Origin of the sequence: Streptomyces catenulae (genome assembly GCF_000718015.1) — a bacterium.
Taxonomy (GTDB): Bacteria; Actinomycetota; Actinomycetes; order Streptomycetales; family Streptomycetaceae; genus Streptomyces; species Streptomyces catenulae.
The window spans coordinates 1-14,751 of the sequence record NZ_JODY01000043.1 but is presented as its reverse complement, the minus strand read 5'-3'; the positions used below and the strand labels follow the sequence as shown (position 1 = coordinate 14,751).

The following is a 14,751-nucleotide window of genomic DNA, read 5'->3' as shown; positions in this document are numbered from 1 at the left end:
CACCGGAGCCCCCGCAGGGATCTCCCCTGCGGGGGCTCCGGTGCGTACCGCCGCTAATTCGTCCCGATCTTCGCCAGCAGATCGACGATCCGGGCCTGCACCTCGGCGCTGGTCGAACGCTCGGCGAGGAACAGCACCGTCTCACCGTTGGCGAGGGTCGGCAGCTGCGCCGGGTCGAGATCGACGGAGGTGTAGACGACCAGCGGGGTGTGGTCGAGCAGGCCGTTCGACCGCAGCCAGTCGACGATCCCGGCCCGGCGGCGACGCACCTGCATCAGGTCCATCACCACCAGGTTCGGCCGCACCTGATGCGCCACCGCGACCGCGTCGCTGTCCGCCGCGGCCCGCGCCACCTGCATCCCGCGCCGCTCCAGCGAGGCGGTCAACGCCCCGGCCACCGCGTCGTTCTGCTCGATCAGCAGCACCCGCGGCGGATGCTGCTCACTGTCCCGCGGCGCCAGCGCCTTCAACAGCACCGCCGGATCCGCGCCGTACGCGGCCTCCCGCGTCGCCTGCCCCAGACCGGCCGTGACCAGCACCGGAACCTCCGCCGCCCCCGCCGCCTGGCGCAGCGACTGCAACGCGGTCCGGGTGATCGGCCCGGTCAGCGGATCGACGAAGAGCGCGGCCGGGTACGCCGCGATCTGCGCGTCGACCTCCTCGCGGGAGTGTACGATCACCGGGCGGTAGCCGCGGTCGCTGAGCGCCTGCTGGGTGGAGACGTCCGGCGCCGGCCAGACCAGCAGCCGCCGCGGATTGTCCAGCGGCTCCGGCGGCAACTCGTCGTCCATCGGCGGCTGCTGCGGACCGAGCACCTCCACGGCGCCGTTCGGCCCGTCCAGCGGCTCCGGCCCCTCGCTGCCCTCGTCCGGCGCGGAGACCGCGAACGCCCGGCCCTCACCGGCGTCCAGAAGATGCGGCTGCGGCGCGCCCTGCCCGGACGGCGCGGCCTGCCGACGCCCGGCGCCCGCCTCCCGCGCGCCCTCCTGCGGCGCGGCGAGCTTACGGCGACGACCGGAACCGGCGGCCGGGGTACCACCGGGCGGCGTGCCCCCGGCGGCCGCGCCCTGCCCCTGCGGATCGGCGAGCTGCTGCGCGAACGGCACGCCCTGCCCGAGCGTGCGGACGCTGAACGCCCGGCCGTGCGACTGCCCCGGCCCGGGAGCGCCGTCCTCCTCCGGCCGCTGCTCCGCCTCGGCCTCGGCAGGACTGGGCCGCCCCCGCCGCCGTCCGGTCGGCGCGGGCGCCTCCCCGTCTGCCGGTACGGCACCGGGCGCGCTGCCCTGCGCCGCCCGCGTCGGCTCGGCGGGCGGCACCGGCGCACCCTGCGGCGGCACGGGCTGCCCCTGCGGCGGCACCGGTTGACCCGGGGCCTGCGGCGGCACCGGCTGCTGACCGGCGCCCTGCGGCGGCACCGGGCCCACGCCCTGCGGCGGCACGGGACCGCCGTGGGCCGGACGCTGCTGCGGCGCCTCCGGGCGGGCCTGCTGCGGCCCCGACTCCTCGGGACGGCCGTGCTGCCCGTGCTTACCGCCGCCCGTACGGCCCTGCTGCGGCCCCTGCTGCTCCGGGGTGCCCGGCGCCGGAGCGCCCTCGGCCTCGTCCTCGCCGGACTGCGCCACCAGCCCCTCGGGCCCCGCCACGAACATCCCGGACGTCTCGGAGTCCGCCATCGCGGCCGCCGCCCGCTCCTCGGCCGCGGCCCGCCGGGCCCGCCGACGGCCGGTCCCCTCGTCCTGCCACTCACCCTGCGGCACCCCGGGGTTGACCGCCGGTTCCAGCCCGGGCGGACCCGCCGGGGCCTCGGCGGGCTGCGCCGGACCGTTCGCCACCGGACGCCGCGCCCGGCGCCGCCCGGTCCCCTCGGCCTGCGCGGGCGCCTGCCCGGCCACCGCGGGCAGCGCCGGAAGCGCCGACCCCGCGGACCCGGAGGCGGAACCCGGCGCCTGGTCGGCGGCGGCCGGCGGCAGCGCGAACGGCGACCGCGCGCCGCCCGCCGCCTGCTGCTGACCGGCGCGCTCCGGCGCCTCCGCCAGCGCCCGGCGCGCCCGCCGCCCGGAACCCTGCTGCGCGATGCCCTGCGGCGGCGCCTGCTGCGGCTGCCCCGGATGCCCGACCGGCGTCAGCTGCGCCGCGCCCGTACCCGCACCACCGGGCAACGCCGGGAGCGCACCCGGCGCACCGTCCGGCTGCGGCGCCCGCCGCCGTCCGGAACCGTCACTCGCCTCCGCACCGTCGCCCGACCGCCCGGCCCCGGTCCCACCGGAACCGCCGTCCGCCGCCGCACCGTCACCGAGCGCCCGCCCGGCACCGTCCGAACCACCGGACCCGGCCGGAGCGTCCGCACCGGACTGCTCCGTACCGCGCGCCCGCTGCGCCGGGACCGGCATCACCGTCGTCCCGTCGCCCTGCGCCTCCCGCGCCCGGCTGCCGCCCGCGGGCACCGTGCCGTCCGCCGCCACCGGCAGCTCCAGCACCCAGGCACTGCCGCCCGCGCCCTGGCCACCCGGCACCTTGTGGGTCTGCATCAGCCCGCCGTGCTGCCGCACGATGCCCCGCGCGATCGGCGCGTGCACCGGATCACCACCGGCGTACGGACCACGCACCTCGATCCGTACGACATCGCCGCGCCGCGCCGCGGCCACCACGATCGTCGAATCCTGGGCCACCGGGCCGCGCCCGCCCGCGCCCTGACCCGCCGCCTCCGCGGACGGCATCCGGCCCGTCGAGTCGACGCCCGCCACATCCGCGATCAGATGCGACAGCGCCTGCGCCACCCGCTCCGCGTCGACCGTCGCCTCGATCGGCGGCGCATGCACCGCGAACTGCGCCCGACCGGGACCGATCAGATCGATCGCGCCCTCCACACCGGCCGCCACCACGCCGTCCAGCTTCACCTTCTTGCGCCGCAGCTTCTCCGCCCCGGCGTCCAGCCGCTGATAGCTGAGCACGTTGTCGACCAGCGTCGTCATCCGCGCGTGCCCGGCCGCGAGGTGGTGCAGGATCTGGTTGGCCTCCGGCCACAGCTGCCCCGCCGGGTCGGACGCCAGCGTCCGCAGCTCCCCGGTCAGCTCCTCCAACGGCCCGCGCAGCGCCTGCTCCAGCACCGCCAGCAACTGCGTGTGGCGCGCCGCCAGCGCGTCGTACGGCCGCCGGTCGGTGAACGTCATCACCGCGCCGACCAGCTGATCGCCGTCGCGCACCGGAGCCGTCGTCAGATCGACGGAGACCGCCTTGCCGTCCTTCGCCCACAGCGCCTGCCCGCGCACCCGGTGCTTGCGCCCGGACCGCAGGGTGTCCGCCAGCGGCGTCTCCTCCCACGGCAACGGCGAACCGTCCGCCCGGGAGTGATGCATCAGCGGATGCAGCTCCTTGCCGCCCAGCTCACTCGCCCGGTAGCCGAGAATCTGCGCCGCCGACGGATTGACGAGCACGACCTTGCCGTCCGCGTCCACCCCCACGACACCCTCGGCCGCGGCCCGCAGGATCATCTCGGTCTGCCGCTGCTGCCGCGCCAGCTCCGTCTCGGTGTCCAGCGTCCCCGTCAGATCCCGCACCACCAGCATCAGCAGCTCGTTGCCGGTGTAGCCGTTGCGGTGATCCGCGTACGCCGCCTCGAAGGCCGACTCGTACGGGGTCCGTCCGTCCTCCAGATTGGCGCTGGTCACCTCGACGAGCAGCTCGGTGCCGTCGGTACGGCGCGCCACCATCCGCGTCGGCTTCGTCCGCCCGCCCTCGGTCTCGGCGTCGTGCCGCCGCATCGAACCGGGGATCCGCTTGGAGTCGAACGACGGCAGCAGATCGAGGAGTCCGCGCCCCACCAGGGCGGTACCGGGCGCCTCGAACGTCTCCAGGGCGATGGTGTTGGCGTTGACGACCGTGCCGTTGCAGTTGACGAGCAACAAGGCGTCAGGAAGGGCGTCCAGTATGGCTGCGAGGCGAGCAGCGCCTCGGGATGGCCTGCTGCTCACGACGACGCTTCCTCCCTGTTACCGCACAGTGCCGGCCCGGCTGGGCGGGCCGCTGGACAGGAGTCTACGGGCAGTTCCCGTGGACGCCGAGGCGGATGAGGGGGAGGTGCCGTCCGGGCCGTGCGCGACTCGCCGCACGCCCGACATGTGCCCCGCGTCCTGACCTGACCGCCCACTCCGCCACGAAAGGGCTCGGGCATCGCGTCATGAACCGGTCGTCGGGAGCAGCGGCTCGAACCGGTCCCAGCGGGCGATCTCACAGCCGTTGGTCCGCCGGAACTCGGCATCCACCGGCCGCCCGGCCCAGTGACCGGAGACATGCGCGGTGATCGGACCGCCGTACATCATCGTGCACTTCGCCGCCTGCGGAACGGCCGCGAAGGTGTCCTGGCCCCACCGCGTCATCCGGTCCAGCCGCGCGCACGCCCCCGCCGCGTCGAAGTGGTTCCCGCCGTCCGGGTGGCAGAACAGCTCGTACCGTCCGTCGACCCCCGCCGCACCGGACCGCGACACCGTCACCGTCAGATGATCCGCCGGACGCAGCCGCCCCGCCCCGCGCTCCGTGTCGTCCGTGCCGTCCGGGTCCGTGCCGTCCGTCCGCGTGACCGGCCCGGTCAGCCCGGCGACGCCCCGCAGGTGACGGTGGCCGGTGGGCGGCCGCAGCCCCGTACGGTCGAGGACCCCGGCCGGACCGGTGGGGTTCGGCGCCGCGGCGCGCTCCCCGGGCAGCGGCAGCGGGATCGGCGCACCCGAGGCGGCGGGCGCGGCGAGCGCCAGCGTGGCCGCGGCGGCCACCACCGGGGCGACGACGGTCAGCAGGGACTTCCCGAGATACGGCATCACGGCTCCAGACGCGAGAGCGGAACGGGCGCGCGGCACGCACCCACCGGGGCACCCCGCGGCCACGCCGCACCCGGCCCCACCCCCACTAACGCGCCTCCCGCCCCGACGTTTCGCTGCAGGAACGTCTTTGCCCGACGGCTCACCCGCCGGGTACCGTAGGGGGCGATTGGTGACAGCGCCCTTGGCTGTGCCATCATCTGGTCACGCCGCGGCGCTCACGCGCCGGTGCGTGTGGAGGCGTCGCCTAGTCCGGTCTATGGCGCCGCACTGCTAATGCGGTTTGGGGCTTACCCCCCATCGAGGGTTCAAATCCCTCCGCCTCCGCGTCCGACCTCCGGGCCCTTTCCCTCAGCGGGAAAGGGCCCGGAGGCGTTTTTGCGTACGGGGATGCGTAAGGGGAGAGGCGGGGAAGCCGGTCCCCGACGCCGATCTTCATCGCATTCCCGAGGGCGTCACCGGACGGTCTTCCGCCGCGCCATCCAGGGGCGTTTCCGCAGCTCAGGGGCGGTACGGGCAATGGATTTCGTGTCCCGGCGCGGTTCATGTAATGTTGTCCACGCAACGCCGACCGGCAAGAAAAGCTGCCGGAAAGCCGAGCGCTCGTAGCTTAACGGATAGAGCATCTGACTACGGATCAGAAGGTTGCAGGTTCGAATCCTGCCGAGCGCACAGCAAGCCGGAGGCCCCGTCGAGAGATCGACGGGGCCTCCGGCGTTGTATGGCCGGACGAGTGGTCGGAGTCGGGCCGGACGGGCGGGCGCGGAATTCCGTTCCGAGGATCTTCGGTGGCCGTCGAGGATCTTTGAGGTCTTCGGGGGCTCGGGGCTCCGGAAAGCGTCCCGGGGTCTTTTCCGCAGCTCCGGGAGGCGGGAGAAGGGCGGGGCGCCGCGATTCATGTAAGGTGGTCCCCGCACGCCGACCGGTAGGAAAATCACCGGAAGTCGAGCGCTCGTAGCTTAACGGATAGAGCATCTGACTACGGATCAGAAGGTTGCAGGTTCGAATCCTGCCGAGCGCACAGCAGGCCGGAGGCCCCGTCGAGAGATCGACGGGGCCTTCGGCGTTCGGTCCGCCCGTTCCCCAGCAGCTGACGAGGGCGCCCGCCGGTGGTCGGCGGACGCCCTGTCGTGCGGCGCGGCGATCAGCCCTTCGGGGGCTTCACGGCCGGGCCGGGTGCCTCACTCCTGCTCGCAGCGCCTCCCCTCACACGGGCGGTCGCAGTGTCTGTCCCCGTGCTTGTCGTCGCAGCGCTTGTGGCAGTGCTTGCCGTGGCAGGGGCGGTCGCAGTGCTTCCCCTTGCAGGGCTTGTCGCAGTGCTTGCCGTGGCAGGGTCGGCACTCCTTCCCCTTGCACGGCTTGTTGCAGTCCTTGCCCTTGCAGGGGCGGCAGTCCTTGCCCTTGCAGGGCTTCCGTTCCTTGATCTTGACGGTGGCCTGGGCCGGGTCGGAGCGGACGGAGCCGTTGTCGGCGGTGGCGACCGCGGTGTTGGTGAGCGTGCCGCGCTTCGCGTCCTCCCGGGTGACGGTGTAGGTGCCGGTGCAGGTGGTGCTCTCGCCCGGCGCCAGCGTGGTCGTCCGGCAGGTCACGTCGGTGACGCGGTTGTCGGTGACGGTGATGCCGTTGAGGGTTGTGTCACCGGTGTTGGTGACGGTGTACGTGTAGGTGATCCGGTCGCCCGCCCGGTAGGTGCGGGAGGAGTCGACGGTCTTCTTGATCGTCAGCGCGGGGCGGCTGGTCACGATGTCGATCCGGGCGCTGGACGTCGGGGACTCCACCGGGGTGCCGTTGGAGCGCCCGTGGGCCATGGCGGTGTTGTCGACGTGCCCGGCCGACGCGTCGGCCGCGGTGACCGTGTACGTACCGGTGCAGGTGGTGCTCGTCCCGGGTGCCAGCGTGGTCGCCCGGCAGGTGATCCCGGAGACCCGGTTGTCGGTGACGGTGATGTCGCTGAGGGTGGTGTTGCCGGTGTTGGTGACGGTGTACGTGTAGGTGGCGGTGTCGCCGACGCGGTACGGGTGCGAGGCGTCGACGGTCTTGCGGAGCGCCAGCGCGGGCCTGCTGGTCACGACCTCGATCTGGGCGCTGTCCGGCGGCGACTCCACGGAGGTGCCGTCGGACTCACCGCGGGCCACGGCCGTGTTGCGTACCGTCCCGATCGCGGCGTCGGCCTCGGTGACCGTGTACGTACCGGTACAGGTCGTGCTCTCGTCCGGATCCAGGCTGGTGGCCTGGCAGGTGATGTCGGAGAGACGGTCGTCGGCGAGGGTGAGGTCGTTGATCGTGGTGTTGCCGGTGTTGGTGACCGTGTAGGTGTAGTCGACGCGGTCACCGGGCCGGAACGGTCCCGGCGTCACGACCTGCTTCCGCAGCGCCAGCGACGGCTCCGTCGGCGGGGTGACGATCACGGGGACGTCGGTGGCGCACGATCCGGCCGCGGCGCACACCCCGCCCGTGCCCGGGGTCACCGCGTTACGCAGGTGCTGGTTCCCGGTGTCGGGGTCGTTCACGGTGACGCTGTAGGTGAGGGTGGTCGTGGCCCCGACGTCGAGCGGGCCCGACCAGTTCAGGGTGGTGCCGGTGACGGTGGCGCCGCCGGTCGCGTCGTCGTTGTAGGTGGCGTCGTCCAGTACGTCCGTGAGGTCGTCACTGAACGAGGCGGGGTTGTCGTCGGTGAACGGGGCGCTGCCGGTGTTGGTCAGGGTGACCGTGTAGGTGACCCGGTCGCCCGGCTGCGCGCTGGTGGCGGAGACGGTCTTCGCGACGCTGTACTGCCCGATGAGGGTCGTGGTGGAGCAGCTGTTCGGGGTGGCGCAGCTGCCGTTCGGCCCGGGGGTGACGGTGTTGGTCAGCTCGGTGCCCGGCGCGACGCTGTCGTGGACGGTGAGGGAGTACGTCAGCTGCTCGGTGGCGCCGACGGGCAGGTCCAGGTCCCAGACGAGGTTGGTGCCCTGGAGGGTGCCGCCGTTGTCGGCGTCCCCGTTGTAGTCGGCCCCGGCGAGGTCACCGGCGAGGGCGTCCTCGATGTGGGCCGGGGGTGCGTGCGGGGTGGCGGTGCCGCCGAAGTCGACGGCGCCGTTGTTGGTGACCGTCACGGTGTAGTGGACGACGCCACCGGGGGAGGTGACGGTGGGGTCGGCGCTCTTCGAGACGGTGAAGGACGCGACGGGCACCGTCGTCGTACAGGCATCGGCGCTGGTGCAGCTGCCGGTGGTGCCCGGGGTGACGGCGTTGCGCAGGACGTGGTCGCCGGCGTCCGGGGTGTTGACGGTGACGGTGTAGGTCACGGTGTGGGTCTCGCCGACGGCCAGCGGGCCGGACCAGCTGATGCCGCCGTCGGTGAGCTGGGCGCCGCCGGTCAGCGAGTCCGGGTCGACCTGGGCGTCGTCGGTGACGTCACTGAGGTCGTCGGTGAAGGACGCGGGGTTGTCGGCGGTGTAGTCCTGCGTTCCGGTGTTGGTGACGTCGACTGTGTACGTCACGGTGTCGCCGGGTCCGACGAACGCGTCCGGTCCGACGGAAGCGGTCTTGGAGACGGTGAAGGACGGCGGTGCCTGTTCGTCGGGGCAGGCGGTGGAGGCGGCGGTGTCGTTGCCCGGGTTGGGGTCGGACTCGTTGCCAACGACGGTCGCCGTGTTGCTGATCCCGTCGGCGACGCAGTCGGTGCCCGGGGTGTCCGGGGCGGTGCCGGTGATCGTGATGACCGGGGCGTCGTCCCCGCTGGCGAGCGGCGGCCCGGTGCACTGCACGAGGTTCTGGCCGTCCGAGGTGGTGACGGCGCAGCCGTCCGTGGTGGTCGTGGGGTTGCCGAGGTTGTCCGGCAGGGTGTCCGTGACGACGTAGCCGGAGGAGTCGCCGGGGCCGTAGTTGTGGATCCGGAGGGTGTAGGTGAGCGTGTCGCCCGGTGCCCACGTCGCCGGTCCGTCCTTGGTGATCCCGAGGTCGGCGGGTTCACCGGCCACCGCGGCGCCGTCGTTCTGGGTGTTCGCCGGGCCCCGGGTGGAGGACAGGATGGTGACGGTGGGGTTGCTGGACGTGGGGTTGTTCAGCCGCAGCTGGTAGACGGTGCCGGTGACGTTGTTGGAGATACCGATGTTGCCGTTGCCGTAGACCCACTGGGCGCCGTACGGGTTGGCGGGCAGCCCGGTGAGGGGGACCTCCAGGACGGCGCCGCTGTTCGGGTCGATACGGACGAGTTGGTGCCCCTCGCCGTAGACGCCCCAGATGTAGCCGTCCTTCCAGACGATGTCCGACATGTTCGGGACGTCGGTGGAGAGGGCGATCCGCGTCGACGTCATGGTGGGGACGTCGATCGCGTAGAGGCTGTTGTCGCTGGTGGACTGGCGGACGTAGAGGGTGTCGGCGGTGGCTCCGTCGCCGAAGGTGCCCTGGTTGTAGCTGAAGGTGCCGCTGGACGGCAGACCGACCTGGCCGAGGTTGGTGGCCACGCCACCCTGCCCGATGCGGGCCAGCCCGTCGTTGTTGTTGATGGCGTAGAGGTAGCGGTCGGTGGTGCGGAAGCCCATGGCGTTGTAGCCGAAGGCGGCGGTGCCCTGGGCGGCAAAGGTGATCTGACCGGTGCCCTGGACCGCCTCGTACAGGGTGGTCGGCTGGCCGGGCGCCGTGCCCTGGGCCACGAAGACCAGTCCGGGTCCCTGGGGAAAAGGGTCTCCGGGGGCGGCCTGAGCCTGCTGTGCCATCGGCAACAACAAACTCGCGACCAATCCGAAGATTCCCGCCAGACCCAACAATCGGCGCAGCATTCTGCCCCGCCCTTTCTGTCGATGATTCCCAACACGACAACGGCAGGAAGCTATAGGCAAAAATGCGGTAATGGAGTCACTCATGAGAGGCCATGCGGCCGTGTCCTGCACCCGGGTGACCGATCGCCAGCCAATGGCCGCCCCTTGCAGATGAGCCTATTAATGGGGGTGGGGGCGGCAGGGCGGAAATTCCCTGGTGATCGGGGTCCGGCCGCCGGGTCCCCACCGCCGGAATTTCCTTACGGGGCGGGTCGGAGTGCCGGGAGAGTTCACCCTTCACTTCCTCGGGCGGAGGTCGGGTCTTGCGTACGTTTTCCGCTTAAGGAATTTCTCGGCCCGTCGTCCGCCTCAGACCGATTCGCCGGGGCGCAGATACCGGTAGCCGCTGTGGGTCTCCTGGGTGAGCCAGCCGTTTGCGCTGCTGAGACCCCGCTCGTTGAGCGAACCGTCGTGGATGGCGTAGGTCCGCCGCGGCTGGATCGCGTGGACGAAATCGATCGCCTCGGTCATCTTCAACCACGACCCGTGGACCGGAACCAGAAGCGTTTCGACCGGGCGGTCGGGCACATGCAGCGAATCGCCGGGGTGATAGACCGCGTCCTCGACGAGGTAGCCGAGATTCGCGCAGTCCGGTCGGCCCGCATGGACGCACGCATGGCGACCGCCGACCGCCCGTACGCGGAATCCACCCGCGGTGAATTCCTCACCCGACGACACCCCGATGACATTCACCCGCGGGATGTCCGCCTCGGCGGGAGCGTAGACCGGTACGCCGAGCCCGGCCAGGCGGAGGGAATCGACGTGATCGGCGTGTTCATGCGTCACGAGTACGGCGTCCGCACCGGCCAGGGCTCTCGGCTCACTCCATGTTCCCGGGTCGATGACCAGCACCCGGCCGTCTTTTTCGAGCCGTACACAGGAGTGGGTGTATTTCGTCATCCGCATGGCGCCCCAACGTACCCGCCCACGGAATTCCTCCGGCCGACGAACACGGGCTCGGGAAATGCCGGAAGGTGCGGCACGGAGACGGTCCGCCGCGGGCCGTCCGGCGCTCAGGACGGCCGGCGCGGTACCACCACGATCTGGTCCGGGTCCTCGTAGACGACGTGTCCGGGGGAGCGGGAGTGGAGGCGGTGGCAGGGGATGCGGTGGGTGCGGAGGATGGCGAGGTAGCCGTCGACGCGGGTGATCAGGTGCGGGGACGTGGACTTGAACCAGGCGGCGGCACCGGGGTGGCGGTCGCGGTCGTAGACGGTCGGGTCGACGTGGGCGGGGTTGGTGAAGTGCGTGTCGTACCAGTCGTTGGAGGTGCGGTGGAACCGTTCCTGGGCCGGGGTGAGCAGCCCCTCGCGGGCGAGACCGTTGACGAGGGCGAAGACGCCGGGGAAGTAGCCGTGGACGTTCCGGGCGGCGCCCTGGAAGCGGACGTAGTGGGCGACGGGGGCGGTGCGGCTGCGCGGGGGCACGGGGCTCCTGGGGGTGGCGGGGCGTGAGGGGCGGAAGCCTCAACGGACGGGTCCGGGGTGGGGTTCGTGTCCTTGGGACAGAGTGGTGGACGAGGTGATCGAGAGGCGGGTGGGGAACGGATTAGGCATTGGTGCGGAGTTCGCGTACTGTTCTGTTCACCGACGCGGGGTGGAGCAGCTCGGTAGCTCGCTGGGCTCATAACCCAGAGGTCGCAGGTTCAAATCCTGTCCCCGCTACTGACGCCGTAGGCCCGGTGGATTCGTCCACCGGGCCTACGGCTTTTTCCGTATGCGGTGCGCGCCCGCGGCGGCTCATGGGGCGAGCGGTGCCGGTGGGGCCGTGTAGTGGGCCGCGGGACCGAGGTGGCGCGGGGCTGCCAGGTGGGGGTGGAGGAGCAGCTCGTCGTCGTAGTCGCCGGAGTTCTGGTGCCGGAAGGCGAGCGGCGGCGTGGTGGCGAGCGTGCGGAGCCGGGCGCGGAGCCGGTCGGCGGCGGTGGCGTACGTGTCCGGGGTGAGGCGGTCCGCGCCGGGGATGAGCAGCGGCGGGAGGACGGTCATGCCGGTGTACCAGAAGGTGCCGTGCTGGAGGGGGAAGAGGAGGTCGTTGAGGTCTCCGTTGACGCCGCGCGGGCCGAGGGTGGCGGTGCGGGCTCCGGCGGTGACGACGACCATGGCGCGTTTGCCGGTCAGTCGGCCGTCGCCGTAGCGGCGGGGGCGGCCGGTTGCCGGGTCGTCGAGACCGAAGGCGAAACCCTTGACGAAGACCCGGTCGAACCAGCCCTTGAGCTGCGCCGGCATCCCGTACCACCACAGCGGGAACTGCACGATCAGCGTGTCCGCCCAGTCGATCTTCTCCTGTTCGGCGCGGATGTCGGGGCTCAAGGTGCCGGTGCGGTAGGCGCGTTCGGAGGCGGTGCCGACGTGGAGGCGGTCGGCCGGGTCGTGGGCGTAGTCGGACGGGTCGACGACCGGGTTCCACCCCATGGCGCGCAGGTCGGAGAGGCGGTGCTCATGGCCGTACGCGTCGAGGGCGCGCAGCCCGTCCGCCTGGAGGGAGGCGTTCAGGGAGCGGGCGTCGGGGTGGGCGGAGACCCAGAGGACCTTCAGGGGGCGGTGCGTCGGCGACCGGGGCGCGGCTTCGGCGTCGGTGGGGCGGGTGGTGCCGGTGGTGGGGTTGGTGGTCATGGGGCAACTGTCGGGGGCGACCGCCCGGTGGGACGAGTGGCCGGATGGCCGTGATGCGTGAGGATCGGGCCACGGGCGGGGCGTCGTGGAGGCGGTCGTCGGGGGCGTGCGGTGGGCGGCGTGCGCCGGGGGCGTACAGGGCCCGGCCGGGGCGTGGCGGGATGGGGGAGCGGGGGCTCGGGTTGGGGCTGGTGGCAGGTGTTCCGGGGGCGGCGCGGGGGCGTGGCCCCAGGAGGCGGGTACGGCGGAGAGGTGGCGGTTGTGGTGGGTGAGGCGGACGGGGCGCGGGCTTTCGCCGGTGGCGGGGCGCGGCACCGGGTGGCGGTGCTGGTGCGGGACGGGATGCTGCCCATCGAGGTCGGCATCGTCCACCGGATCTTCGGCGAGGCACGGTCGGAGACGGGGGAACCGCTCTACGAGGTCGTGACCTGCGCTCCGGTGCCCGGGGAGGTGCGCACGGACGCCGACTTCACCGTGAACGTCGCCCATGGCCCGGAGGCGTTGGAGGAGGCGGACACCGTGGTCGTCCCGGCGTCCGCGGCGGACTACGCGGACGGCGGCGGGGGCCGCGGCGTCGTGCCCGGCGAGGGGTGCGCGGACGTTCCGGGGGCGGCGCGCGGTGCCGCGGCGCGCGCCGTCGGGGGAGCGGGTGCGCCGGGGGCGTCTGCGGCCGTGGCGGCGGTCGTCGGCGCAGGTCAGGAGCGTTCCGGGGCGGCGGATGGAGATCCGGGGACGGACCCGGCGGCCGTAGTTCCGCGGGAGGCGACCGGGCGGTCGGCGGAGGCGGAGCGGGCGGCGATGACGCGGGCGCTGCGGCGGGTACGGGCGGGGACGCGGGTGGCGTCGATCTGTACGGGTTCCTTCGTGTTGGCGGCGGCGGGCCTGCTGGACGGGCGGCGGGCGACGACGCACTGGAAGTCGGCGGACGACTTCCGGCGGCTCTTCCCCGAGGTGGCGCTGGAGCCCGATGTGCTCTACACGGAGGACCGCGGGGTGCTGACCGCCGCCGGGGTCGCGTCGGGCATCGACCTCTGTCTGCACATGGTCCGGTGCGATCACGGAGCGGCGGTCGCGGGCGAGGTGGCGCGGCGGACGGTGGTCCCGCCGTACCGGGAGGGCGGGCAGGCGCAGTACATCCGGCGGCCCGTACCGGCGCCCCGGGTCTCGTCGACGGCGGCGGCCCGTACCTGGGCGCTGGACCATCTCGACCGGCCCGTGACGCTGCGGGAGTTGGCGGAGTGCGAGGCGATGAGCGTCCGCACGTTCACCCGGCGGTTCCGGGAGGAGATGGGCGTCTCGCCGCACCACTGGCTGACCCGCCAACGGGTCGAGCGCGCCCGGGAGCTCCTGGAGGAGACGGACCTGACGGTGGAACGGATCGCCGCCCGGGCCGGGTTCGGCACGGCGGCGTCGCTGCGGGCCCATGTGCAGGCGGTGCTGGGGGTGTCGCCCAGGGAGTACCGGCGGACGTTCCGGGGGGTGTGAGGGGGCCTGCCCCGGAGAGCGAGGGGGCCCGTCCGGGGGCGGTGCGGGGCCGGTGGCGGAGCGGAGGCGGCGGGCCGGGGCGATGTCAGTGGGTGGCCGTACGCTTGCGGGGTGTGGCGATGTACGGGTCCGCGGTGGTCGTCGGAGGGGGAAGCGGGAGAGGAACGGGGGTTTCGGCAGGGGCTCGGTTGGTACTCCGCCGCGCGCGGAGCGGAGCGGGTCAGCGCGCTGCCCGCGGGCAAGCGGCTGGCGTTCTCCGTGGTGGGTGAGCGGCGCTGTCTGGGGGTGCGGCGCGGTGGCCGGTGGATCGTCTGCCCGTACGAGGCGGTGATCACGGGGACCGCCGCCCGGGACCAGTGCGAGGCGTGCGCCCGGCTGGACCGTTCGCGCTCGGTCGCGGCGGACACCATGGCCGACGACCCCCGTCCGTACGGCGTCTACCTCGCCTATTTCGGGCCCGGGCTGGTCAAGGTCGGGATCACCGCGGCGGAGCGCGGGGCGGCGCGCCTGGTGGAGCAGGCGGCGGTGGCGTACGCGTGGCTGGGGCGCGGGCCGTTGATGGCGGCGCGGCGGGCGGAGGCGGTGCTGGGGAGCGCGCTCGCGGTGCCGGACCGGTTCGCCAAGGAGGCCAAGCGGGCGGCGCGGGGCGCGTTGCCGCCGGTGGCGGCGCGGCGGGCGGAGCTGGCGGAACTCCATGCGCGGGCGCGGGGGTTGCCCGGCTGGCCGGAGACGCTGGAGCCGGTGGACTTCGCCTTCGGTGACCACGGCGAACTGTTCGGACTGGAGCGCATCCCGGCGGACGCCGCCGAACTGGGAGCGCCGACCGCGGGCGCGGAGGTGGTCGGGGAGGTCCTGGCGGGGGCCGGTGCGGATGTGTATGTGCGCACGCGGACGGAGGACGCCGGTGAGGTGGTGGCGGTGCTCGACGCCCGGTTGCTGTCCGGGTGGGTGCTGGGCCCTGCGCGGGGCGAGGTGACGACGGTTCCCGTACGGGAGGCCCCGTACGGGAGAGGGGCGCGTCGGGGTGGGGCGGAGGGGGAG

General features: G+C 73.2%; 8 protein-coding genes and 4 tRNA genes. 6 read left to right on the top strand and 6 right to left on the bottom strand.

Annotated elements, in window-relative coordinates; all coding sequences use genetic code 11:
- Positions 1-53 precede the first annotated feature (53 nt).
- Both IF23_RS0128025 and IF23_RS0128020 read right to left on the bottom strand, forming a co-directional pair.
- Entirely contained in the window at positions 54-3,902 is a 3,849-nt protein-coding gene (locus IF23_RS0128025; protein WP_425423892.1) for a PAS domain-containing protein, read from the bottom strand.
- A gap of 273 nt (positions 3,903-4,175) precedes the next feature.
- The gene (locus tag IF23_RS0128020) at positions 4,176-4,811 is read right to left on the bottom strand and encodes an SSI family serine proteinase inhibitor (RefSeq protein WP_030288550.1); all 636 of its coding nucleotides are present in this window, start codon (positions 4,809-4,811) and stop codon (positions 4,176-4,178) included.
- Between the two features lie 236 nt (positions 4,812-5,047).
- On the opposite strand from IF23_RS0128020, the gene IF23_RS0128015 reads away from it, so the two are divergent.
- The 3 genes from IF23_RS0128015 to IF23_RS0128005 all read left to right on the top strand — a co-directional run bounded on the left by IF23_RS0128015 (position 5,048) and on the right by IF23_RS0128005 (position 5,832).
- Positions 5,048-5,138: transfer RNA gene (locus tag IF23_RS0128015), tRNA-Ser, on the top strand.
- Positions 5,139-5,410: 272 nt separating this feature from the next.
- Positions 5,411-5,483 (top strand) — tRNA-Arg (locus tag IF23_RS0128010).
- Between the two features lie 276 nt (positions 5,484-5,759).
- A tRNA-Arg gene (locus IF23_RS0128005) sits at positions 5,760-5,832 on the top strand.
- A 160-nt stretch (positions 5,833-5,992) separates the two neighbouring features.
- Here the strand turns inward: IF23_RS0128005 and IF23_RS32270 are convergent.
- From IF23_RS32270 to IF23_RS0127990, 3 genes are all read right to left on the bottom strand, one after another.
- Positions 5,993-9,511, bottom strand: coding sequence for a DUF7507 domain-containing protein (locus IF23_RS32270; protein ID WP_169750037.1), 3,519 nt, complete (start codon positions 9,509-9,511; stop codon positions 5,993-5,995).
- Positions 9,512-9,922: 411 nt separating this feature from the next.
- Entirely contained in the window at positions 9,923-10,519 is a 597-nt protein-coding gene (locus IF23_RS0127995) for an MBL fold metallo-hydrolase (protein ID WP_030288548.1), read from the bottom strand.
- A gap of 107 nt (positions 10,520-10,626) precedes the next feature.
- The gene (locus IF23_RS0127990; RefSeq protein WP_030288547.1) at positions 10,627-11,040 is read right to left on the bottom strand and encodes a hypothetical protein; all 414 of its coding nucleotides are present in this window, start codon (positions 11,038-11,040) and stop codon (positions 10,627-10,629) included.
- Positions 11,041-11,203: 163 nt separating this feature from the next.
- On the opposite strand from IF23_RS0127990, the gene IF23_RS0127985 reads away from it, so the two are divergent.
- A tRNA-Met gene (locus IF23_RS0127985) sits at positions 11,204-11,277 on the top strand.
- Between the two features lie 75 nt (positions 11,278-11,352).
- Here IF23_RS0127985 and IF23_RS0127980 read toward each other — a convergent pair.
- The gene (locus tag IF23_RS0127980; RefSeq protein ID WP_030288541.1) at positions 11,353-12,147 is read right to left on the bottom strand and encodes an NAD(P)H-dependent oxidoreductase; all 795 of its coding nucleotides are present in this window, start codon (positions 12,145-12,147) and stop codon (positions 11,353-11,355) included.
- Between the two features lie 420 nt (positions 12,148-12,567).
- Here IF23_RS0127980 and IF23_RS35200 point away from each other — a divergent pair, with 420 nt between their 5' ends.
- Both IF23_RS35200 and IF23_RS0127970 read left to right on the top strand, forming a co-directional pair.
- Complete coding sequence (locus IF23_RS35200; protein ID WP_078654316.1) at positions 12,568-13,710, top strand: GlxA family transcriptional regulator; 1,143 nt, start codon at positions 12,568-12,570, stop codon at positions 13,708-13,710.
- Between the two features lie 111 nt (positions 13,711-13,821).
- Positions 13,822-14,751: DUF2797 domain-containing protein (locus tag IF23_RS0127970; protein WP_107127042.1), on the top strand; the 930-nt coding region annotated here is incomplete at its 3' end.

Coding starts and splice junctions, on each gene's coding strand:
- IF23_RS35200 (WP_078654316.1), top strand. CDS start 12,568: ATGCTGCCCATCGAGGTCGGCATCGTCCACCGGATCTTCGGCGAGGCA.
- IF23_RS0127995 (WP_030288548.1), bottom strand. CDS start 10,519: ATGCGGATGACGAAATACACCCACTCCTGTGTACGGCTCGAAAAAGAC.
- IF23_RS0128020 (WP_030288550.1), bottom strand. CDS start 4,811: ATGCCGTATCTCGGGAAGTCCCTGCTGACCGTCGTCGCCCCGGTGGTG.
- IF23_RS32270 (WP_169750037.1), bottom strand. CDS start 9,511: ATGGCACAGCAGGCTCAGGCCGCCCCCGGAGACCCTTTTCCCCAGGGA.